Source organism: Mycobacterium sp. NGS67 (assembly GCF_059812185.1).
The window spans coordinates 71,787-91,264 of the sequence record NZ_JCALCF010000011.1; the positions used below are offsets into that span (position 1 = coordinate 71,787).

Annotated in this window: 20 protein-coding genes; 6 read left to right on the forward strand and 14 right to left on the reverse strand. The window is 66.6% G+C overall.

All coding sequences use genetic code 11. The annotated features are described in order from the left end of the window. Positions 1-3 precede the first annotated feature (3 nt). The 3 genes from AC5Y4D_RS12665 to AC5Y4D_RS12675 all read right to left on the reverse strand — a co-directional run bounded on the left by AC5Y4D_RS12665 (position 4) and on the right by AC5Y4D_RS12675 (position 2,269). Entirely contained in the window at positions 4-552 is a 549-nt protein-coding gene (locus tag AC5Y4D_RS12665; protein ID WP_499942182.1) for an alpha/beta hydrolase, read from the reverse strand. A 144-nt stretch (positions 553-696) separates the two neighbouring features. Continuing rightward, entirely contained in the window at positions 697-1,554 is an 858-nt protein-coding gene (gene map / locus AC5Y4D_RS12670) for a type I methionyl aminopeptidase (protein WP_500037308.1), read from the reverse strand. 130 nt (positions 1,555-1,684) lie between these two features. Further along, on the reverse strand, positions 1,685-2,269 hold the full coding sequence (locus tag AC5Y4D_RS12675; protein WP_500037309.1) for a DUF1707 SHOCT-like domain-containing protein: 585 nt from the start codon (positions 2,267-2,269) through the stop codon (positions 1,685-1,687). Positions 2,270-2,421: 152 nt separating this feature from the next. Between AC5Y4D_RS12675 and AC5Y4D_RS12680 the strand changes: the two genes are divergently transcribed. Then, a complete protein-coding gene (locus AC5Y4D_RS12680; protein ID WP_500037310.1) occupies positions 2,422-2,691 on the forward strand; it encodes a plasmid mobilization protein in 270 nt (89 codons plus the stop codon). 6 nt (positions 2,692-2,697) lie between these two features. Beyond that, on the forward strand, positions 2,698-3,069 hold the full coding sequence (locus AC5Y4D_RS12685; RefSeq protein WP_500037360.1) for a type II toxin-antitoxin system VapC family toxin: 372 nt from the start codon (positions 2,698-2,700) through the stop codon (positions 3,067-3,069). A gap of 27 nt (positions 3,070-3,096) precedes the next feature. Here AC5Y4D_RS12685 and AC5Y4D_RS12690 read toward each other — a convergent pair whose 3' ends face one another. From AC5Y4D_RS12690 to dxr, 6 genes are all read right to left on the reverse strand, one after another. Next, complete coding sequence (locus tag AC5Y4D_RS12690) at positions 3,097-4,923, reverse strand: penicillin-binding transpeptidase domain-containing protein (protein WP_500037311.1); 1,827 nt, start codon at positions 4,921-4,923, stop codon at positions 3,097-3,099. Positions 4,924-4,992: 69 nt separating this feature from the next. Continuing rightward, positions 4,993-7,005: a PE domain-containing protein gene (locus AC5Y4D_RS12695; RefSeq protein ID WP_500037312.1), complete on the reverse strand. Its 2,013-nt coding sequence runs from the start codon at positions 7,003-7,005 to the stop codon at positions 4,993-4,995. Between the two features lie 149 nt (positions 7,006-7,154). After that, on the reverse strand, positions 7,155-8,009 hold the full coding sequence (locus tag AC5Y4D_RS12700) for a GNAT family N-acetyltransferase (protein WP_500037313.1): 855 nt from the start codon (positions 8,007-8,009) through the stop codon (positions 7,155-7,157). A gap of 49 nt (positions 8,010-8,058) precedes the next feature. Then, on the reverse strand, positions 8,059-9,231 hold the full coding sequence (gene ispG / locus AC5Y4D_RS12705) for a flavodoxin-dependent (E)-4-hydroxy-3-methylbut-2-enyl-diphosphate synthase (protein WP_500037314.1): 1,173 nt from the start codon (positions 9,229-9,231) through the stop codon (positions 8,059-8,061). Positions 9,232-9,254: 23 nt separating this feature from the next. Continuing rightward, positions 9,255-10,469 (reverse strand): M50 family metallopeptidase, encoded by a 1,215-nt coding sequence (locus AC5Y4D_RS12710; RefSeq protein ID WP_499990552.1) that lies wholly within the window; start codon positions 10,467-10,469, stop codon positions 9,255-9,257. A 19-nt stretch (positions 10,470-10,488) separates the two neighbouring features. Then, positions 10,489-11,676, reverse strand: coding sequence for a 1-deoxy-D-xylulose-5-phosphate reductoisomerase (dxr, locus tag AC5Y4D_RS12715; protein WP_500037315.1), 1,188 nt, complete (start codon positions 11,674-11,676; stop codon positions 10,489-10,491). Between the two features lie 167 nt (positions 11,677-11,843). On the opposite strand from dxr, the gene AC5Y4D_RS12720 reads away from it, so the two are divergent. The 4 genes from AC5Y4D_RS12720 to AC5Y4D_RS12735 all read left to right on the forward strand — a co-directional run bounded on the left by AC5Y4D_RS12720 (position 11,844) and on the right by AC5Y4D_RS12735 (position 15,375). Continuing rightward, entirely contained in the window at positions 11,844-12,518 is a 675-nt protein-coding gene (locus tag AC5Y4D_RS12720) for a fasciclin domain-containing protein (RefSeq protein ID WP_500037316.1), read from the forward strand. 111 nt (positions 12,519-12,629) lie between these two features. Further along, positions 12,630-14,372, forward strand: a complete 1,743-nt coding sequence (locus tag AC5Y4D_RS12725) for a cytochrome c biogenesis protein DipZ (RefSeq protein WP_500037317.1) — start codon at positions 12,630-12,632, stop codon at positions 14,370-14,372. Positions 14,373-14,463: 91 nt separating this feature from the next. After that, positions 14,464-15,042 (forward strand): fasciclin domain-containing protein, encoded by a 579-nt coding sequence (locus AC5Y4D_RS12730; protein WP_500037318.1) that lies wholly within the window; start codon positions 14,464-14,466, stop codon positions 15,040-15,042. Positions 15,043-15,120: 78 nt separating this feature from the next. After that, positions 15,121-15,375, forward strand: coding sequence for a DUF2631 domain-containing protein (locus AC5Y4D_RS12735; protein ID WP_499942161.1), 255 nt, complete (start codon positions 15,121-15,123; stop codon positions 15,373-15,375). Here AC5Y4D_RS12735 and AC5Y4D_RS12740 read toward each other — a convergent pair. From AC5Y4D_RS12740 to frr, 5 genes are all read right to left on the reverse strand, one after another. Continuing rightward, positions 15,372-16,244, reverse strand: coding sequence for a cytochrome c biogenesis CcdA family protein (locus AC5Y4D_RS12740; protein ID WP_500037319.1), 873 nt, complete (start codon positions 16,242-16,244; stop codon positions 15,372-15,374). The genes AC5Y4D_RS12735 and AC5Y4D_RS12740 overlap by 4 nt on opposite strands. A 5-nt stretch (positions 16,245-16,249) precedes the next feature. Next, positions 16,250-16,753 carry a disulfide bond-forming protein DsbE gene (dsbE, locus tag AC5Y4D_RS12745; protein ID WP_500037320.1) on the reverse strand — a complete coding sequence of 168 codons (504 nt, stop codon included), beginning with the start codon at positions 16,751-16,753 and terminating at the stop codon, positions 16,250-16,252. Positions 16,754-16,822: 69 nt separating this feature from the next. Continuing rightward, complete coding sequence (gene rlmN, locus AC5Y4D_RS12750; protein ID WP_500037321.1) at positions 16,823-17,944, reverse strand: dual-specificity RNA methyltransferase RlmN; 1,122 nt, start codon at positions 17,942-17,944, stop codon at positions 16,823-16,825. A 13-nt stretch (positions 17,945-17,957) separates the two neighbouring features. Then, the gene (locus AC5Y4D_RS12755; protein WP_499942155.1) at positions 17,958-18,884 is read right to left on the reverse strand and encodes a phosphatidate cytidylyltransferase; all 927 of its coding nucleotides are present in this window, start codon (positions 18,882-18,884) and stop codon (positions 17,958-17,960) included. A gap of 30 nt (positions 18,885-18,914) precedes the next feature. Next, positions 18,915-19,472, reverse strand: coding sequence for a ribosome recycling factor (frr, locus tag AC5Y4D_RS12760; RefSeq protein ID WP_499942153.1), 558 nt, complete (start codon positions 19,470-19,472; stop codon positions 18,915-18,917). Positions 19,473-19,478: the final 6 nt, after the last annotated feature.

A 19,478-nucleotide genomic window follows, 5' to 3' on the forward strand; every position in this document is an offset into this window, starting at 1 on the left:
GCGCTACCAGCCGCTGGTGCGCAAGATGATCTCGGTGGCCAACTGCGCGGTCGACTCGCTCGCGCTGCGCCGGCCCAGCAACTCCACCACCCGGTAGTCGCCGAAGACGAACCGCTGGCTCTCACGGGCAGCGTCGCGCATCGCCGGCGTGCTCACCAGCACGGTCGTGGCAATCTCCACCGGCGGACAGATTTCGTCAGCGTCGTCGGCAGCGGCCACCCGCGGGTGCACGCGATCGATCGCGACCAGCCCCGCGAACCTGCCCAACCTGGTGGCCGCCAATTCCCAGGCCAGCTCGGCGCCGGCGCGGTCGCCGACCGCCACCGCCCACGCAATGCCCAACGAGTCGAGAATGCCGATCACCGACTTGGCTGTCAGCCGCGGGTCGGCGCCGATGACGACGGTGCGCAACGACGCGTTGTGCAGGCGCTCGCACACGGCGTCGTAGGCCGAGGGGGCACGCTGCTCGGCGGCCAGTATGACCACGACGGTGCCGTTGTCCGGACCGGACACGCCCACTGGCACGGGGAATCCATCGAGCGTGGTCATCATCGTGGGCACCCCCCGCAAATTACCCGAAACCGGGGCCATGAGCACCCGGGACGATTCCGGTCGAAGAGGTGCGTCCGGCGCCGCCAACGATCGGCTCGACCGTCTTCATGGCGACCGGTTTGCTGCCGGCTGTTCGTCGACGTGTTACGGCAGCGTGAGGATCTCGGCGCCGGTGTCGGTGACCAGCAGGGTGTGCTCGAACTGCGCTGTCCACTTGCGGTCTCTGGTGACGACCGTCCAGCCGTCGTCCCAGATCTCGTAATCCAGCGCGCCGAGGTTGATCATCGGCTCGATGGTGAACGTCATCCCGGGTTGCAAGACGGTGCTGACGGCCGGCTGGTCGTAATGCAGGACCACCAGCCCGTTGTGGAACGTGGTGCCGATGCCGTGACCGGTGAAGTCGCGAACTACGTTGTACCCGAACCGATTTGCGTATGCCTCGATGACCCGGCCGACCACCGACAGCGCCCGGCCGGGCTTGACGGCTTTGATCGCGCGCATCGTCGCCTCGTGCGTGCGCTCGACGAGCAAGCGGTGTTCCTCGGCGACGTCACCGGCCAGAAAGGTCGCGTTGGTGTCGCCGTGCACCCCGTTGATGTATGCGGTGACGTCGATGTTGACGATGTCGCCGTCCTCGATCACCGTCGAATCCGGGATGCCGTGGCAGATGACCTCGTTGAGCGATGTGCAGCACGATTTCGGAAAACCCTTGTAGCCCAACGTGGACGGGTAGGCGCCGTGGTCGACCATGTAGTCGTGCGCGATGCGGTCCAGATAGTCGGTGGTAACACCGGGCGCGACGGCCTTGCCGGCTTCCTGCAGCGCCTGCGCCGCGATCCGCCCCGCGACGCGCATGTTTTCGATGACCTCGGGTTCCTGGACCCAAGGCTCGGTGCCCTCTTTGGCGGTGGCCTTGCCGACGTATTCCGGGCGCGCGATCCACTTGGGCACCGGCAACGTGGACGACAGCACACCGGGGGCAAGCGCGGTGCGAGCAGGCATGGGACACAGCTTAGCGGTGTGCGGCTGGGCCCGGCGCGGCACCGAGTTCGGCGCACGCATCGAGATTGCACCTCTGCAGGCCCGCACTCGAAGAGTTCGTCTGCAGCCTTTCAATCTCGGCGAGCGGCGGTCAGAACCGAGGCCGGCGCAGCAACGTCCGGCGGCGGGGACCCCGGATGATCACCGACCCGAACACCAACTGACCGCTCAGGACGACGTGCGGGTTGCCTTCGGCCGGCGGATCTTTGCGACGGTCGGTCGCGCTACCGACATAGGCTTCCACGTTGTCGATCGAGGCACTCGCACCGTCGGGCAACCGCAGGTCGAGGTTGCCGAACTTCATGTCGATCTCGATCACGACGACGGGACCGGCGAAGCGCGCCTTGGTGAGATCGAGGTCGATGTTGCCGAACCGGCGCACCAGCGACAACCGGGTGGGCACGGTCCATTCGCCGTGGCGCTTGAGCGAGCCGGCCCAGCCGCGCAACTCCACCCGATCGGTGGCCGAGGTGACGATCGCGCCCGGGCCGGGCAGGTCACCGACCAGACTGTCCAGCTCGTTGCGGGTGCGCGCAAAAGACACCTGCGTCGAGCGCTGCTCGAATTCGTCAAGGTCGATCAGCCCGAGCGCCAAAGCGTTGTGCAGCCGCCGCATGGTGCCGTTGCGGTCAGCATCCGACACCCGCACTGCCATGTCCCCGCCGGATTCCGTCATCGCCTTTTCCACTGCTCGACTACTGGCGATGATTCGCCCACCACACGTAACTTACCGGCGGACGTAGCTTCGTTGCAGCAAAGCCCTCGTCGGCGCGTGGTTCTCGACTGCTGTCTGCACGCTTGGTCCGATGCATGTGTATCTACATACACATGAGTAGGCGAGTTCAGGTGATTCTGTCCGAGGAAGAGCGGGAAGCCTTCCGCCAGCAAGCCGCGGCGCAGCAGATGTCCCTCAGCAACTGGCTGCGACAAGCGGGACTCAAGCAACTCGAGGCCCAACGGGAACGTCCCATTCGTACCGCCCGGGACCTGCTTGAGTTCTTCGCGTCGCAATCCGAAGACGCAGGAACAGAACCTGATTGGGAGACGCATCTGCAGGTGATGGCCGAGTCCCGCCGTCGCGGCCTCACGACGTCGTGATTTTCGATCGACACCAACGTCTTCATGTATGCGGTGGGTCGCGATCACCCACTGCGAACGCCCGCCCGCGAGTTCCTTGTGCACAGCGTGGAACACAAGGAGCGGCTTGTCACCTCAGCGGAGGTCGCCCAGGAATTGCTGCACGCGTACCTGCCGGTGGGCCGGATCTCGACGCTGGATTCGGCATTGACATTGGCACGGGAGCTAGCGGAAATCTGGCCCGTCGAGATGGCCGACATCCTGCACGCTCGAATACTGCACACCCGCCACCGCGGTCTCGGCGCGCGCGATCTGCTTCACCTGGCATGCTGCCAGCGTCGCGGTGTCACGCGGATCAAGACGTTCGACCAGACCCTGGCGAGCGCCTTCGGGCCCTAGGCGGCGCGCGGCCGCTAGCAGCGTTTGTCAGGCGAGGTAGCCAGGCGCCAGCGAGTCGAACATCACTTTGGTCATCCGGACCGCGTATTCCGAGCTGCCGCCCCCGACGATGAGCGCCGCAAACGCCAGGTCACCGCGGTATCCGGCGAACCAGGAATGTGATCCGCCCGCGAACTCGGCCTCGCCGGTCTTGCCGTAGATCTCCCCGCAGCCGGCGATCTCCTTGGCGGTGCCGTTGGTCACAACCAGGCGCATCATCGGCCGCAACGCTTCGACCATCTTCGGGCTGATCGGGGTGTTGTCGCCGGAGACGGTGGTGGGCCGACCGGCGATCAGCTGCGGGACGGGAGTCTTCCCGGCCGCGACCGTGGCCGCGACCAAAGCCATGCCGAACGGGCTGGCCAGCACCCGGCCCTGCCCGAAGCCGTCCTCGGTGCGCTCGGTCAGGTCCACCGTGGGCGGCACCGAGCCGGTCACCGTGGTGATGCCCTCGACCTGATAGTCCAGCCCGATGCCGTAGCGGTTGGCGGCCTGGGTCAGGCCGCGCGGCGGCAACTTGCTGCTCAGTTCGGCGAAGGTGGTGTTGCAGGAACTGGCGAAGGCCCGCGACAGGGGCACCACGCCAAGATCGAAGCCGCCGTAGTTGGGGATGGTGCGGTGCCCGATGTCCAGGTGGCCGGGACATCCGAGCATGGTGTTCGGGGTGGCCATGTCACGCTCCACGGCCGCACCGGCGGTGATCATCTTGAAGGTGGACCCCGGCGGATAGAGGCCGGTGGTGGCGAGCAGGCCATCGGCGTTCGCACCCGCGTTCTGCGCGATGGCCAGGATCTCACCGGTCGACGGTTTGATCACGACCAGCATGGCTTTGCCGCCGCGGGTGTCCACGGCATGCTGTGCGGCGTTCTGCACCGCGCGGTCCAGCGTGATGGAGACCGAGGGCGCCGGTGTGCCCTCGACTTCGTGCAGCACCGCGACGTCGACCCCGTTCTGGTTGGTGGTAACGATCCGCCACCCCGCCTGCCCGTCGAGTTGGTCGACCACCGCCTTTTTCACCTGGCTCATCACCGCGGGCGCGAAGTTCGGATCGGTGGGCAACAGCTCGGGCCGCGGTGTGACGATGACGCCGGGCAGTCTGCCGATCGCCGGGAAGACGCGGTTGCTGTCGTCGGGCAGCAGCGTGACCAGATCGACGGGTTGGGTTGCGGAGCTGGCCATTTCGGCAAGCAGTTGCGGGTCGTTGAGTTGGTCGTTGAACGGGTGTAGCGCCTCGATGACGGCGTGGGACGTTGCGATCAATTCAGCCCCGGCTTGGGTGGCGTCCAGTGAGTAGTTGTACAGGTAGCCCGGCGCCAGCACGTCGGTGCCGCCGAACTCGTTGACCGAGGCGCGCCGGGGCTGGTCGGCCCGCAACGCGAACGTCTGGTGCTCACCGAGCCTGGGATGCAGGCCGGTCGGGGTCCAGCGCACCTGCCAGCGTCCCTCATCGCGGGCCATCTTCAGCTGGCCGTCATAGCTCCAAGTTCGGTTCTTGGGCAGGTGCCAGGTGAAGCGGTACACCACCGTGCCGGTGTCCTCGGCGTACTTCGAGCTCAGCACCTGCGCGTCCAGGTGGGTGGCCTGCAGGCCGGCCCAGGCCGCGTTGAGCGCTTCGCGCGCGTCGTTGGGGCTGTCGCTCAGTTGCGCCGCGGTCGCGGTGTCACCGACGGACAGCGCGGCCAGGAACTTCTCGGCGGCGGGTCCGGGACCTTCGGGCCGCGGGGTACAGCCGGGCAGGACGGCGAGCGCCACCAGCAGGCACGCCACCGAAGTTGCCAATGTGACTGCTGAGACTGGAGTTTCTTTTGTGACCATCGATGCTGATGGTAGAAACTGTCGGCGTCACCGCCTCGTAGACACACCGAGACGAAACCGTGACGCTTGCTAGGGCGCGAACGGGTTGAGGATCGGCGGGATGATCTGGTTGCCGGTCACACCGGTGAACCGGACGAAGATCTGCGCGGGGATATTCAGGGTCTGGTAGACGCCGGCACCGACCCATGAGACCGGCAACTGCAAGAAGCTCGGTACCGCGTCGACGAGGCTTTGGATCGGGTCGTAGACGAAGTAGGGAATCGAGGCCGCGAGCGTGCGCGAGTCCAGGATCAGGTTGGTCGGAACATCGGGATAACCCTGGGCGGCGAATGTCTGGTTGAGCACATTGAACAAGTTGACGTCGGGATCGAAGTAGGTGCCGTTGAAGACCGGGGACGTCAGCGGCGCACCCTGCATGTAGCTCGGCGTCGGAAGGCTGAAGGTATCCATGATCGTCGGCGTCGTACTGACGATCTGCCACGAGTTGTTGATCCAGCCGTCATGGATATTGTTGCCGGCCTGATCCCACATCAGGAAACTTGCTGTCTCCACGGGTGATTGGAAACCGTGACCGATGCCGGCGATGTTGGTATCCGTGTGGCCGTGGTCGGTGACGATGAGGGTGTTCCATTCCTCGCCGGGGTGGGTGGGCTGCCACATGGCCTCCCAGTCGGCTACCGCGCCCAGCACGCCTCTTGTCGCCAACGGCTGACCCGCAATTTGTTGGCCGAGGTTGGCGTCCATGTTTCGAAGGGCCGCCGCGTACTCCGGCGAGCCGCCTCCGAATGCATGCCCCATCTCGTCGACACCTACGTAGTAGGAGAAGATGAAATTCGCTTTGTCGGGGTCGGCGAGCATGATCGCGGCCTGGGTTTCCTGGCCGACCATGTTTTGCGACGCCGCCCAGTACGGGTCGCTCGCGGCGTCATGCGGGACGAAGATGACGTTGTCCGCAGGATGCGACCCGGCGCCGGCGATGTCGGTGATGACCGGCCAGTTGCCGATGACCGTGGTGTTGATGTCGTCGCCGTAAGCGCCCTCGAGTTGGTTGTAGACGGTCGGCCAGTTGTCGTACGTCCACGGGGTGAAGACGTTGTTGGTGACGCCGGCCGTCTCGCTCCACACACCGGTCTGGATGGTCGTCCACGACGGGTTGGACACGCTGGTGTGTCCGACGATCGTCGACGCCGAGGTGGTGCTCTGCTCCATGAACAGATGGAAGTTCGGGGTCCCAGTGGGATCAGCCAGGATTCTGCTCAGATTCGTGCCGTCGGTGCCGATCAGCAGGAAATTCCCGTCCGGTGTGGCCAGCGCCCACTCGGCGAACTGGGCTTCCGTCACGAAGGTGATCGTGTCGACGGTTGCTCCGGCGTTGCCGGTTGCGCCCGGGGCACCGAACAAGAACGGCCTGCCGCCGGCTCCCCCGGCCCCGCCGGCGACGGTTCCGGCGCCGCCGTACAGGTTGCCGCCGAGACCGCCGGTACCGCCGGCCCCGCCGTTGCCCCAGAACAAACCGCCGGTGCCGCCGGCGCCGCCGGCTCCGCCGCGCAGGCCACCGGTACCGCCGGCACCGCCGTTGCCGAAGAAGCCGGCGTTGCCCCCGCGTCCGCCCGTCCCGCCCGCAATTCCTGACCCGCCCCGGCCGCCATTGCCCCACAGGATCCCGCCGTCCCCGCCGGCTTGGCCGGTGCCGTTCACGCCGTTGAACCCGTCGCCGATGAGCGGCCGTCCCAGCAGCAGGTTCGTCGGCGCGTTGATCGCACCCAGAATGGGGTCGACGAGTGGCTGCAACGGACCGGCATTGATCGCCTCGGCGGTCGCATACGCCTTGCTGGCATTGCCTAGTGCCTGCACGAATTGCTCGTGGAAGGCGGCCGCCTGCCGGCTGGCAGCCTCGTAGGCCTCGCCGTGGCCGGAAAACAGCGAGGCGATCGCCGCCGACACCTCGTCACCGGCGGCTGCGATCAGCGTGCTGGTCGGTGCCAATGCCGCCAGATTCGCTGCGACGAGCGAGGATCCGATACCTGCGGCATCCGCCGCGGCTGAAGTCAAAAGGCTTGGTGCGGCGATCAGAAACGACATCATTGTCCTCCCAGCCGGAAACACTGACGATCGGAGATTGTGACGATACTCGTAAGTCGGCCAATTACGGCCCTTTTCGAGTCAGCTGGGTGGCGCTATGACGCCGGATAGCGTCGAGTGTGCAGCCAGCCGCACACCCGAGGCGAGCACTAATCCAGCAACACCGTTGCGAAGGTGCCGACTTCCTTGAACCCGATGCGGGCGTAGGCAGCCCGCGCCACGGTGTTGAAATCGTTCACGTACAGGCTGGCGATCCGGCCACTGCCGACGATCACCGCGGCCAGCGTCGCGGTGCCCGCGGTACCCATGCCCAGGCCCCGCCGCTCGGGATGGACCCAGACGCCCTGGATCTGGCCTACCGAGGGTGACTGCGAACCCACCTCGGCCTTGAACACGACCTGGCCGTGCTCGAAGCGGGCCCACGCCCGTCCGGCCGCGATCAGGCTGGCGACGCGACGACGATATCCGCGGCCGCCGTCGCCGAGTCGCGGATCGACGCCGACCTCGCCTATGAACATGTCCACCGCTGCCACCAGATAGGCGTCCAGTTCCTCCGGACGCACCTGGCGCACTTCGGTGTCCAGCGTGCAGTTGGGATGGGCGTTGAGCGCCATCAGCGGTTGGTCGGCGCGCACGTCACGCGCGGGCCCCCAGGCGGGTTCGAGGCGCTGCCACATCGGCAGCACCAGATCGGCCCGACCGACCAGCGACGAACACCGCCGTGCCGTGCTCTTGGCCTCGTCGGCGAACGCGTTGAGGTCAATCAGGTTGCCGCGCAGTGGAATCAGGTTGGCGCCGGCGAAACACAGCGACTCGTCCACACCGCCGCGGGTCCACAGTTCGCCGCCGATGGAATTGGGCTCGACACCGTAGTCGGCGACGCGGGCGGCCACCATGCACGATTCGACCGGGTTCTCCCCCAGGACACGCCAGACGGCGTCGGCGTCACGCACCACTGACACCCGTCTCTCGCCAACCAGGCGCAAGATGGGCGGAGCCGACATCTCATAACTCTCTGTGGTGCGAATCGAGGGCCGGTGAGTTTGGCCCCTATCAGCTTACGGTGACAATAGGCGAACCGCTTGCTGCCGTCCCGGGATCCGTCTCGGTCAGTTCACCCATTTCCGAGGCGAGCCGCATGGCCTCTTCGATCAGCGTCTCGACGATCTGCGCCTCGGGCACCGTCTTGATCACTTCGCCCTTGACGAAGATCTGACCTTTGCCGTTGCCGGACGCCACGCCCAGATCTGCCTCACGGGCCTCCCCCGGCCCATTGACCACACAGCCCATCACAGCCACCCGGAGCGGCACGTCGAGCCCATCCAGCCCGGCGGTCACCTCGTTGGCCAGGGTGTAGACGTCCACCTGGGCGCGGCCGCACGACGGGCAGGACACGATCTCCAGCCCGCGTGGGCGCAGGTTCAGCGACTCCAGGATCTGCGTGCCGACCTTGACCTCCTCGACCGGCGGCGCCGACAACGACACCCGGATGGTGTCGCCGATCCCCCGGGACAGCAGCGCGCCGAAGGCGACGGCGGACTTGATGGTGCCCTGGAACGCCGGACCGGCCTCGGTGACCCCGAGATGCAGCGGGTAGTCGCACTGCGCGGCCAACTGCTCGTAGGCCGCGACCATGATCACCGGGTCGTTGTGCTTGACGCTGATCTTGATGTTGCCGAAGCCGTGCTCCTCGAACAGCGAGGCCTCCCACAGCGCCGACTCGACCAGCGCCTCGGGGGTGGCTTTGCCGTACTTCTGCATGAACCGCTTGTCCAGCGAGCCGGCGTTGACGCCGATGCGGATCGGGATGCCCGCGGCCGCCGCGGCTTTGGCCACCTCACCGACCCGGCCGTCGAATTCCTTGATGTTGCCCGGGTTGACCCGAACCGCCGCGCAGCCGGCGTCGATCGCGGCGAAGATGTATTTCGGCTGGAAGTGGATGTCGGCGATCACCGGGATCTGGCTGTGCTTGGCGATCTCGGCCAGCGCGTCGGCGTCCTCCTGACGTGGACAGGCCACCCGCACGATGTCGCACCCGGCGGCGGTCAGCTCGGCGATCTGCTGCAGGGTGGTGTTGACGTCGTGGGTCTTGGTGGTGCACATGGACTGCACCGCGATCGGGTGATCGCTGCCGACCCCGACGTCGCGGACCATCAGCTGTCGCGTCTTGCGCCGCGGCGCCAGCGTGGGGGCCGGGGGCTGCGGCATGCCCAGGCCTATGGTCACTTGGCTTCGCCTTCTCTCTGTTTCTAGAAGAGCCGGATGGGATTGACCAGGTCGGCGGTGACGGTCAACAGGAAGAATCCGGCTACGAGAGCCAGCACCACGTAGGTCGCCGGCATGAGCTTGAGGTAATTCACCGGGGCGCCGGCCACCTTGCCGCGCGCCGACCGGATCATGTTGCGGATCTTTTCGTAGCACGCGACGGCGATATGGCCTCCGTCGAACGGCAGTAACGGCAGCAGGTTGATGGCGCCCAGGATGAGGTTCAGCTGGGCCAGGAAGAACCAGAAGGCCACCCACAGCCCGTGGTCGACGGTGTCGCCGCCGATGATGCTGGCGCCCACGACGCTCATCGGGGTCTGCGGGTCGCGCTCACCGCCGCCGATGGCTTGGACCAGGGCGCCGATCTTGGAGGGAATGGCGGCCAGGGATTTGCCGACCTCGACGGTGAGTTGGCCGGAGAAAGCTACCGTGGCCGGCACCGCCGACAGCACGTTGTACCGGGTCGGCGGTTCGGGCGACGGCGCCGCCACGCCGATGGCACCGACCGTCGCGGCTTTGGCGTCAGCGTCGCGTCCGGCGGAGACGAAACGCTGGGTGCTTTCGACGTTGACGTTGGTGACGATGGTCTTCCCGTCACGTTCGACCACGACGGGCACGGTGCCGTGCAGTTTGCGCACCGCCGTCGCCATTTCCTCGAAGGTCGACACCGGGGTGTCGCCCACCTTGACCACGACATCGCCGGCGCGGATCCCGGCCAGCGCCGCGGGGCCCGGTCCGTCGCATTTGTCGAGCTTGCCCTTGACGGTTTCCTGTGCGACGCAGCTGGTTTCGCCGACGACTGCCTTCGTCGACTGATGCAGGTTGGGCAGCCCCCAGATCACCGCGATGGCGTACATCAGCACCAGGAACAGCACGAAGTTCATTCCCGGTCCGGCGAACAACACTGTCACGCGTTTCCAGGTCGCCTGCTTGTACATCGCCCGGTCTTCTTCGTCGGGCGCGAGTTCCTCGGCGGGAGTCATCCCGGCGATGTCGCAGAAACCGCCCAGCGGCAGGGCCTTGATCCCGTACTGGGTCTCACCACGTCGGGTCGACCACAGCGTCGGCCCGAAGCCGACGAAGTAGCGGCGCACCTTCATGCCGGTGCCGCGCGCTGCCCACATGTGGCCGCATTCGTGCAGGGCGACCGAGATGAGGAGGCACAGCGCAAACAGCACAATGCCGATAACGAACATCATCAGCCTGTTACGACCTTTCTCATGCCAAGCCGGAAACTCGGACCGACACGGGGTTAGCTGTCGCGATCGCATGTTGCGCCCGCTCACGAGCCCAACGCTGCGCCTCGAGTACTTCATCCACGGTAGCGGGTGAAACGGCCCACTGGTCAGCAGCGTGCAGCACGTCGGCGATGGTGGCGACGATCGCGGGGAACGGGATGCGCCGTTGCAGGAACGCCTCTGCGGATTCCTCGTTGGCGGCGTTGTAGACCGCGGTCATGCAGCCGCCGGTTTCCCCGGCCTGCCGGGCCAACTCCACCGCCGGGAACACCTCGCTGTCCAGCGGCTCGAATTCCCAGGTAGAAGCCTTGGTGAAGTCACAGCGGGCGGCGGCCCCGGGGACTCGGTGCGGCCAGCCCAGCGCCAGCGCGATCGGCAGCTTCATGTCCGGCGGACTGGCCTGGGCGATCGTCGAACCGTCGACGAACGTGACCATCGAGTGCACGATCGACTGTGGGTGTACGACGACCTCGATGCGGTCATAGGGGATGCCGAACAGCAGGTGCGTTTCGATGAGTTCGAGGCCCTTGTTGACCAGTGAGGCCGAGTTCAGGGTGTTCATCGGCCCCATCGACCAGGTCGGATGCGCGCCCGCCTGCTCTGGGGTCACCCCGTGCAGGTCATCCGCCGACCAGCCGCGGAACGGCCCGCCGGAGGCCGTCAGCACCAGTTCGGCGACCTCGTCGGGGGTGCCGCCGCGCAGGCATTGCGCCAGCGCCGAGTGCTCGGAATCCACCGGAACGATCTGCCCCGGACCCGCCGCCGCCAACACCAGAGGCCCCCCGGCGATCAGCGATTCCTTGTTGGCCAGGGCCAGCCGGACCCCGGACTCCAGCGCGGCCAGCGTCGGCCGCAGTCCCAGCGCACCGACCAGCGCATTCAGCACGACGTCGGCCTCGGTCTCCTGCACCAGACGAGTGGCCGCCTCGGGTCCCCGGTAGGGAATATCGCCGGCCCGTTCGGCGGCGGCCGCGTCGGCGACCGCGATGTTGGTCACGCCGGTCTCGGCGCGCTGACGCAGCAAGGTGTCCAGGTTGTGACCTCCGGCGGCCAACCCGACGACCTCGAAGCGGTCCGGGTTGGCGGCGATGACCTCCAATGCCTGGGTACCGATCGAGCCGGTGCTGCCCAGCACCAGCACTCGCAGGCGGCGATCGGAGATTGTCACCCGACCATTGTGCCGCGTGGGTGCGTCATGTCGGGCGGTACGCGGTCAACTCGCGCGTGTTCGACCCGTCCGTGCCGATGCTGACTCCGAATGACTGTGTGTACGACCCATCCGGGGGCGGCCTATGTCGCCTCGAAACTGTTCTGCAGCAAAGGAATTGGAATTCAATGAACACACAGGCCAAGACGACGGCGGCAGCGGCCCTTGCGGCGATCGCGATTGCGGGCTTCTCGGGATGTGCAAGTGACAAGCCCGCGGCGCAGGGCGGCGCCGGCTCCGGCGCTTCGAGCACTTCGAGCATGGCCGCCGCCCCCAGCAGCGCGCCGTCGTCGGCAGCGGCGGACCCGGCCGCGGACCTGATCGGCCCGGGCTGTGCGCAATACGCCGCGCAGAACCCGACCGGACCCGGATCGGTAGCGGGCATGGCACAGGATCCGGTGGCGACCGCGGCGTCGAACAATCCGATGCTGAGCACGCTGACATCCGCCCTGTCGGGCAAGCTGAATCCGCAGGTCAACCTGGTCGACACGCTCAACAGCGGGCAATACACCGTGTTCGCGCCCACCAACGCGGCCTTCGACAAGCTCCCGGCGGCCACCATCGATCAACTCAAGACCGATGCCAAGTTGCTCAACAGCATCCTGACCTATCACGTGGTCAACGGTCAGGCGAGCCCGGCCAAGGTCGCCGGCACACACAAGACGCTGCAGGGTGCCGACGTCACCGTCACCGGCGCAGGCAACGAGTTGAAGGTCAACGCGGCGGGACTGGTGTGCGGAGGGGTGCACACCGCGAACGCGACGGTCTACATGATCGACACCGTCCTGATGCCCCCTCAGTGATCCGGTTGACCGAGACAAAGGCAGTCCACTTCGGTGGGCTGCCTTTGTCGTGGCGCCAATCCCGTTGCCGTTCGAACCAATCCGCGGCGCGATCCGCGACGAATAGCTGACATGTTGACTCTCGCGTTGGTCGGCTTTCTCGGTGGCCTCATCACCGGAATCTCGCCGTGCATCCTGCCGGTCCTGCCGGTGATCTTCTTCTCCGGGGTGCAAACAAACTCAGCCGATGCGACGACGAAAACCGAAGGCTCCGTGGCAGTTCTACCGCAGCAAACCCACTCCGACAGGTCCCGGCCCTACCGCGTGATCGCCGGTTTGGTGCTCAGCTTCAGTGTGGTCACCCTGCTCGGCTCGGCGCTGCTCTCCGCGCTGCGACTGCCGCAGGACGCCATCCGCTGGGTTGCGTTGGTGGCCCTGCTGGCGATCGGAGCCGGGTTGATCTTCCCGCGCTTCGAGCAATTGCTGGAGAAGCCGTTCTCACGCATTCCGCAGAAGCAGATCAGCACGCGCGGAAAGGGTTTCGGACTCGGCCTGGCGTTGGGTGTGCTCTACGTACCGTGTGCGGGACCGGTGCTGGCGGCCATCGTGGTAGCCGGTGCGACCGCCCAGATCGGTGTGGGAACCGTCGTGCTCACCGCCGCCTTCGCCGGCGGTGCCGCATTGCCGTTGCTGTTCTTCGCCCTCGCCGGTCGACGAATTGCCGTGCGGGTGAGCGCGTTTCGACGCAGGCAACGCGAAATCCGGATCGGCGCAGGAATCATGACCATTCTGCTCGCGGTCGCGCTGGTGTTCGATCTGCCCGCCGTACTGCAACGCGCGATTCCCGACTACACCTCCTCGCTGCAGGACAAAGTCGGTGACACAGAACAAATCCGCCGCCAACTCGAGCTCGGCGGCATCGTCACCGACCAGAACGCGCAGCTGTCCAACTGCAGCAACGGTGCCGCCGAACTTCTGAACTGCGGAACCGCACCCGATCTGCGAGGCATCATCCGATGGCTCAACACCCCCGGGGGCGAGCCGGTCACGCTGGCTTCGTTGCGCGGCAAGGTGGTACTGGTCGACTTCTGGGCGTACTCGTGCATCAACTGTCAACGCGCTATCCCACACGTCGTCGGCTGGTATCAGGCCTACCGGGACAGCGGTCTGGTGGTCGTCGGCGTACACACACCCGAGTACGCCTTCGAGAAGGTCCCCGAGAACGTCGCCAAGGGAGCAGCCGACCTGGGCATCACGTATCCGATTGCGTTGGACGACAACTTCTCTACGTGGACGAACTACCGCAATCGGTATTGGCCGGCCGAGTATCTGATCGATGCCCGGGGCACGGTGCGGCACATGAAGTTCGGCGAAGGCGGTTACAGGGAGACCGAATCGTTGATCAGGCAGTTGCTCACCGACGCCACACCCGGCCGGCCACTTCCCCGGCCCGTCGACGCACCCGACCTCACGCCGAAAACGATCCTGACCGCCGAGACCTACTTCGGCGTCGGCAAGGTCGTCAACTTCGGCGGCGGCGGGGTCTACGACGAAGGATCGGCGATTTTCGACTACCCGCCCGCCCTGGCCGCGGACAGCTTTGCGCTGAAGGGCCGCTGGTCACTGGACTACCAGGGGGCGACGGCCGACGGCGACGACTCGTCGATCAAGCTCAACTACCACGCCAAGGACGTCTACGCCGTCGTCGGCGGCACCGGCACCCTGCAGGTGATCCGCGACGGCAAGACCACCACGGTGCCGATCGGCGGACCGCCGACCAACCGCAAGATCCTCGCCGGTGAGGCGCAGGCAGCCGGAACGGTCGAGGTGCGGCCCAGCAAGGGTGTGCAGATTTTCTCGTTCACTTACGGCTGAACCCGTCCGGGACCCAATCGACTCCGAATCATCTACGTCGGGGACCCAACGAGGCGGCACACCGCCTCGGTACTCAATAGGAGCGAACGAAATGAAGACGGAAAACACGGTGGCCGCAACCGGTCTCGCGGTAGCTCTGGTGGCATGCGGACTGGCGATGGCGCCATACGCGGCAGCGGCCGACCTGGTGGGTCCGGGATGTGCGGACTACGCGGCGGCCAATCCCTCCGGACCGGCGTCGGTGCAGGGCATGTCGCAGGTGCCGGTGACGCAGGCCGCAGCGAACAACCCCATGCTCACGACGTTGACGTCGGCGTTGTCGGGTGGGCTCAATCCCCAGGTGAACCTCGTGGACACCCTCAACAGCGGCCAGTACACGGTGTTCGCTCCCACGGATGCCGCCTTCGGGAAACTGCCGCCGGCCACCATCGACCAACTCAAGACGGACTCGGCGATGCTGACCAGCATCCTGACCTACCACGTCGTCAACGGCCAGGCGACTCCGGCCAGGGTCGTGGGCACGCACACCACACTGCAGGGTGCGAGCGTGACGGTGACCGGCCAGGGCAACAACATCCGGGTCAACAACGCCGGTCTGATCTGCGGCGGGGTGTCGACGGCGAATGCGCAGGTGTACATGATCGACACGGTGTTGATGCCGCCGGCATAGCAGGAGCGGACCTGCCCACGGCCAACCGGCCTGTGCCAGAATGTGGGTCGACAGTCCAGTCCAACCGGAGGGATCACCGTGGCCAGTACTGAGGTGGAGCCGTACAGCGGCGTCGATGAAGCTGAGGTGCCGTCCGCGCAGTGGGGCTGGAGCAAGATCAACTACCGCACCTGGTATGTCGTGGGCGGGTTCATCCTGGTGATGTTGTTGGCGTTCCTGCGCGGCAACCACGTCGGCCACGTCGAAGACATCTTCTGCATCGGGTTCGCCGCGCTGGTGCTCTTCATCCTGGTGCGCGACATCTGGGGTCGTCGCCGCGGCTGGCTGCGCTAGCGATCGGCGACCGCGGAACGCTTGTCGCGGCGCCTCCGGCGATAGCCGTTGCCCGCCGATGCTGCGACCAGCAGGACCGCCAACGCCACCAGCCATGGCCATCCGCCATGCTGATGCACCCAACCCGCCAACGAGCTCTGTAACCGGCTTGCCGCAGCGATCACCGCATCCTCCGGGCTGGCGTCCAGACTGAACAGTCGCACCTCATAGAGGCCGTAGTAGCCGACATACAAGCCGACCAGGATCAGCAGCGCACCCCCGAACCGGTTGACGATCGGCAGCATCCCCCGCATCCGGTCGATCAGCGCTGCGCTCGCGGTTGCCACCGCCATCGCGAGGACACCGACGACCAGCGTCAGCCCCGCGATGTACGCGGCGTAGATGGCGACGCCGTCGAGTACCGATCCGCCCCGCAGTCCGGCGCCGGTGACGGCCAGGAACGGGCCGACGGTGCAGGACAGTGAGGCCATCGCATAACTCGCGCCGTAGCCGATCATCGAACTCAGTCGCGCGGTCGGAGCCCGGCGCGGGCCGACGGGCCTCAGCGCGGGCAGTTCCCGGCCGGACAGCAGCCAACCGCCGCTGCCGATCAGCAGTACTCCGATCAGCACCGTGACGTAGGGCAGGTAGCGCTGCACCGTCGAGGCCGCCGAGATGGTCAGCAGGCCGAACGCGCCGAATACCGCTACGAAGCCGACCGCCATACACCCGGTGGCGACGGCCGCCCGGGCGACCGCGGCGATCGGGCTCCGGGTTTGCGTCCCGCGTACCACCAGCAGCAGATAGGCGGGCAGCAGCGCGAACCCGCACGGGTTCAACGCGGCCACCAGGCCGGCGGCGAACGCGAGCCCGACGAGGGGCTGGTTCACCCCGGTCAGGACGTCAGCGCCGTAACCCGACCGGACAGTTCCTGCTGTGACATGGCCGAAGTGGTGTTGTTGACGAACGTGGACGAGCCGTCCGGGCGATAGAACACCCAGGCCGGCTGCCAGGGCACGTTGTAGCGGGCCCAGATCGCGCCGTCGGCGTCGTTGAGGTTGGTGAAGTTCAGTCCGTATTTGGCGACGAAGCCCTGCATCTGCCCGTCGTCGGAGTGTGCGGCGACGCCGACGAAGGTGACGTTGGGGTTGGCGGCCGCCACCTGGCTCAGGGCGGGCGCTTCGGCGTTGCAGTACGGGCAGAACGGCGTCCAGAACCACAGAACCGCCGGTTTGCCCTGCAATGTGGCGCCGTCGAACGGGGCGCCGCTGAGAGTGGTGCCGGTGAAGTTCAGGCGGTCATCGGCGGCGGACGCGTTCGGGGTGGCGCTCAGGCCGAGCAGCAGCAGGACGGCGATCGCCCCGGCGACAAGGATCCTCAATGGCGACAGAACTTTCATGGCAGACCTCATTTCCGGGGGTGTGCCTTGATCACGTACCCGTGTCTGCGCGGGTTCAACACCCCGCCGTCACCGAGGATGCGCAGGCCGCCCGCCTGCCAAGCCTTCACTGGCCAGCTGTCCACACGCCGCACTGATCTCGCGGCCGCGGGTATCGCGCACTGTGCACGAAACACCCTGCGCGCGAACGCGTCTGACGAACTCACGTTCGGCCGGCTTGGGGCTGGCATCCCAGTCACTACCCGGCGTGGGGTTCAGCGGGATCAGGTTGACGTGCGCCAGCGGGCCCAGCTTCCGGTGCAGCAGTTTGCCCAGCAGGTCGGCTCGCCACGGCTGGTCGTTGACGTCGCGGATCAGGGCGTACTCGACCGACACCCGCCGACCGGTCACGTCCGCGTAATAGCGGGCGGCGTCCAGCACCTCGCTGACCTTCCACCTGTTGTTGACGGGCACCAGGGTGTCGCGCAACTCGTCGTCGGGGGTGTGCAGGGACAGCGCCAGCGTCACACCGAGCCGCTCGTCGGCCAGTTTGCGGATAGCCGGAGCCAGACCCACCGTCGACACCGTCACCGCGCGGGCCGAGATACCGAATCCCGACGGCGGCGCCTCGACAATCCGGCGGACCGCGGCAACCACCCGGGCGTAGTTGGCCAGCGGTTCCCCCATGCCCATGAAGACCACGTTGGACAGGCGCTCACCGAATTCGTCGCGCGAGGCGACCGCGGCGGCGCGTACCTGCTCGAGGATCTCGGCGGTGGACAGATTGCGGGTCAGTCCGCCCTGGCCCGTGGCGCAGAACGGGCAGGCCATGCCGCAGCCGGCTTGCGAGGAGATGCATACGGTGTTGCGCTGTGGGTAGCGCATCAGGACTGACTCGACGGTGGCGCCATCGACGCAGCGCCACAACGTTTTTCGTGTCTGGCCGGAGTCGCAGGTGACCTCGCGGGCTGCGGTGAGCAGGGTCGGGAAAATACTCGAGGCGACCCGCTCGCGTACCGCGGCCGGCAGATCCGTCATCTGGTGGGGATCGGCGATCAGCCGCCCGTAGTACTGGTTGGCGAGCTGCTTGGCCCGGAAGGGCGGCAATCCCAGCTCGGCTACGGCGTCCGCGCGCCCGGCCGCGTCGAGGTCGGCCAAGTGCCGCGGCGGCTTACCGCGGCGGGGCGCATCAAAAACCAATTCCTGGACCATTACCAGTCCAGTATCAGGGCAGCAGCGCCAGAACGGTCCACGCGGCCACCGCCGACGGCAGGATGCCGTCCAGCCTGTCCATGATGCCGCCGTGGCCGGGCAGCAGTCGACCCATGTCCTTGATGCCCAGATCGCGCTTGACCTGCGACTCGATCAGGTCGCCCAGCGTGGTCGTCAAGACGAAGAGCACCCCCAGGAGTGCCCCGACCCACCACCGTTCACCGGCCAGGAAGGTCGCGGTCAGGATCGTCGCCGTGATCCCGCACACCAGCGAACCGGTGAAGCCCTCCCAGGACTTCTTCGGGCTGATCATCGGCACCATCGGATGCTTGCCGAACATCGCGCCTACCGCGTATCCCCCGGTGTCGGAACTGATTACGGCGATCATCATGCAGAACACCCAGCCTGGACCGTACTGCGGGTCGTAGACGAGCATCGCGGCGAAGGACCCGAACAGCGGCACCCACGTGCACAGGAACACGGTTGCGGAGACGTCACGCAGGTAATTGCTCGACGGCGGGGGGCCGTCGGTTTCGTCGACGTGGGCACGCTCGTCCTGCATGAACAACCGCCAGATCATGCAGATCACCACCATCCCGCCGAAGCCGGCGAGGGCACCGGTGGCGCGATACGGCCACGTCAGCCAGATCGTCGCCTGCCCCCCGACCAGCAATGGGATGACCGGGATCAGATAACCCGCTTCCCGGAGTCGGCGCACCACCTCGTGACTGGCCACCAGGATCGCCAGTGAGCACCACAACACCCAGAAGTGCGGCACGCACAGCAAAGTGGCGATGAGGGCGGCACCGATGCTTGCGCCGACCGCGATAGCGGCAGGCAGATTGCGTCCGGCCCGGGATTTCTTCTTTTTGGGTCGGCGCGCTCCGACGTCGACCGGCTCGTCGGTCGGGTTGCCGGCTTCGGCATCGGTGGTTGCCACGGACGTGGAAGGACTTGACTGCTGCGGCCGCTAGACCTCCAGCAGCTCGCCCTCTTTGTGCTTGACCAGCTCGTCGATCTGGGCGACGTACTGGTGGGTGGCTTTCTCCAAGTCCTTCTCCGCCCGGGTGACCTCGTCTTCGCCGGCCTCGCCGTCCTTGCGGATGCGGTGCAGCTCCTCCATCGCCTTGCGGCGGATGTTGCGCACCGAAACCCTCGCGTCCTCCCCCTTGGCCTTGGCCTGCTTGACCAGGTCGCGCCGGCGTTCCTCGGTGAGCTGCGGGATGGCCACGCGGATCAGCGTGCCGTCGTTGGTGGGGTTGACGCCCAGGTCGGAGTTACGGATGGCCGTCACGATCGCGTTGACCTGGCTGGCTTCGTAGGGCTTGATGACGACGAGCCGGGCCTCGGGAACGTTGATGCTGGCCAACTGGGTGATCGGGGTGGTTGCGCCGTAGTAGTCGATGACGATCCGGGAGAACATGCCCGGGTTGGCACGGCCGGTGCGAATGGTCGACAGGTCGTCGCGGGCCACCGAGACGGCCTTCTCCATCTTCTCCTCGGCGTCGAAGAGAGCCTCGTCAATCATTCGTCA

Excerpts from the sequence above, each read along its gene's own strand:
- AC5Y4D_RS12665 (WP_499942182.1), bottom strand. The coding sequence starts at position 552 with ATGATGACCACGCTCGATGGATTCCCCGTGCCAGTGGGCGTGTCCGGT.
- map (WP_500037308.1), bottom strand. The coding sequence starts at position 1,554 with ATGCCTGCTCGCACCGCGCTTGCCCCCGGTGTGCTGTCGTCCACGTTG.
- AC5Y4D_RS12675 (WP_500037309.1), bottom strand. The coding sequence starts at position 2,269 with ATGACGGAATCCGGCGGGGACATGGCAGTGCGGGTGTCGGATGCTGAC.
- AC5Y4D_RS12680 (WP_500037310.1), top strand. The coding sequence starts at position 2,422 with ATGAGTAGGCGAGTTCAGGTGATTCTGTCCGAGGAAGAGCGGGAAGCC.
- AC5Y4D_RS12690 (WP_500037311.1), bottom strand. The coding sequence starts at position 4,923 with ATGGTCACAAAAGAAACTCCAGTCTCAGCAGTCACATTGGCAACTTCG.
- AC5Y4D_RS12695 (WP_500037312.1), bottom strand. The coding sequence starts at position 7,005 with ATGTCGTTTCTGATCGCCGCACCAAGCCTTTTGACTTCAGCCGCGGCG.
- AC5Y4D_RS12700 (WP_500037313.1), bottom strand. The coding sequence starts at position 8,009 with ATGTCGGCTCCGCCCATCTTGCGCCTGGTTGGCGAGAGACGGGTGTCA.
- AC5Y4D_RS12710 (WP_499990552.1), bottom strand. The coding sequence starts at position 10,469 with ATGATGTTCGTTATCGGCATTGTGCTGTTTGCGCTGTGCCTCCTCATC.
- AC5Y4D_RS12720 (WP_500037316.1), top strand. The coding sequence starts at position 11,844 with ATGAACACACAGGCCAAGACGACGGCGGCAGCGGCCCTTGCGGCGATC.
- AC5Y4D_RS12725 (WP_500037317.1), top strand. The coding sequence starts at position 12,630 with ATGTTGACTCTCGCGTTGGTCGGCTTTCTCGGTGGCCTCATCACCGGA.
- AC5Y4D_RS12730 (WP_500037318.1), top strand. The coding sequence starts at position 14,464 with ATGAAGACGGAAAACACGGTGGCCGCAACCGGTCTCGCGGTAGCTCTG.
- dsbE (WP_500037320.1), bottom strand. The coding sequence starts at position 16,753 with ATGAAAGTTCTGTCGCCATTGAGGATCCTTGTCGCCGGGGCGATCGCC.
- rlmN (WP_500037321.1), bottom strand. The coding sequence starts at position 17,944 with ATGGTCCAGGAATTGGTTTTTGATGCGCCCCGCCGCGGTAAGCCGCCG.
- frr (WP_499942153.1), bottom strand. The coding sequence starts at position 19,472 with ATGATTGACGAGGCTCTCTTCGACGCCGAGGAGAAGATGGAGAAGGCC.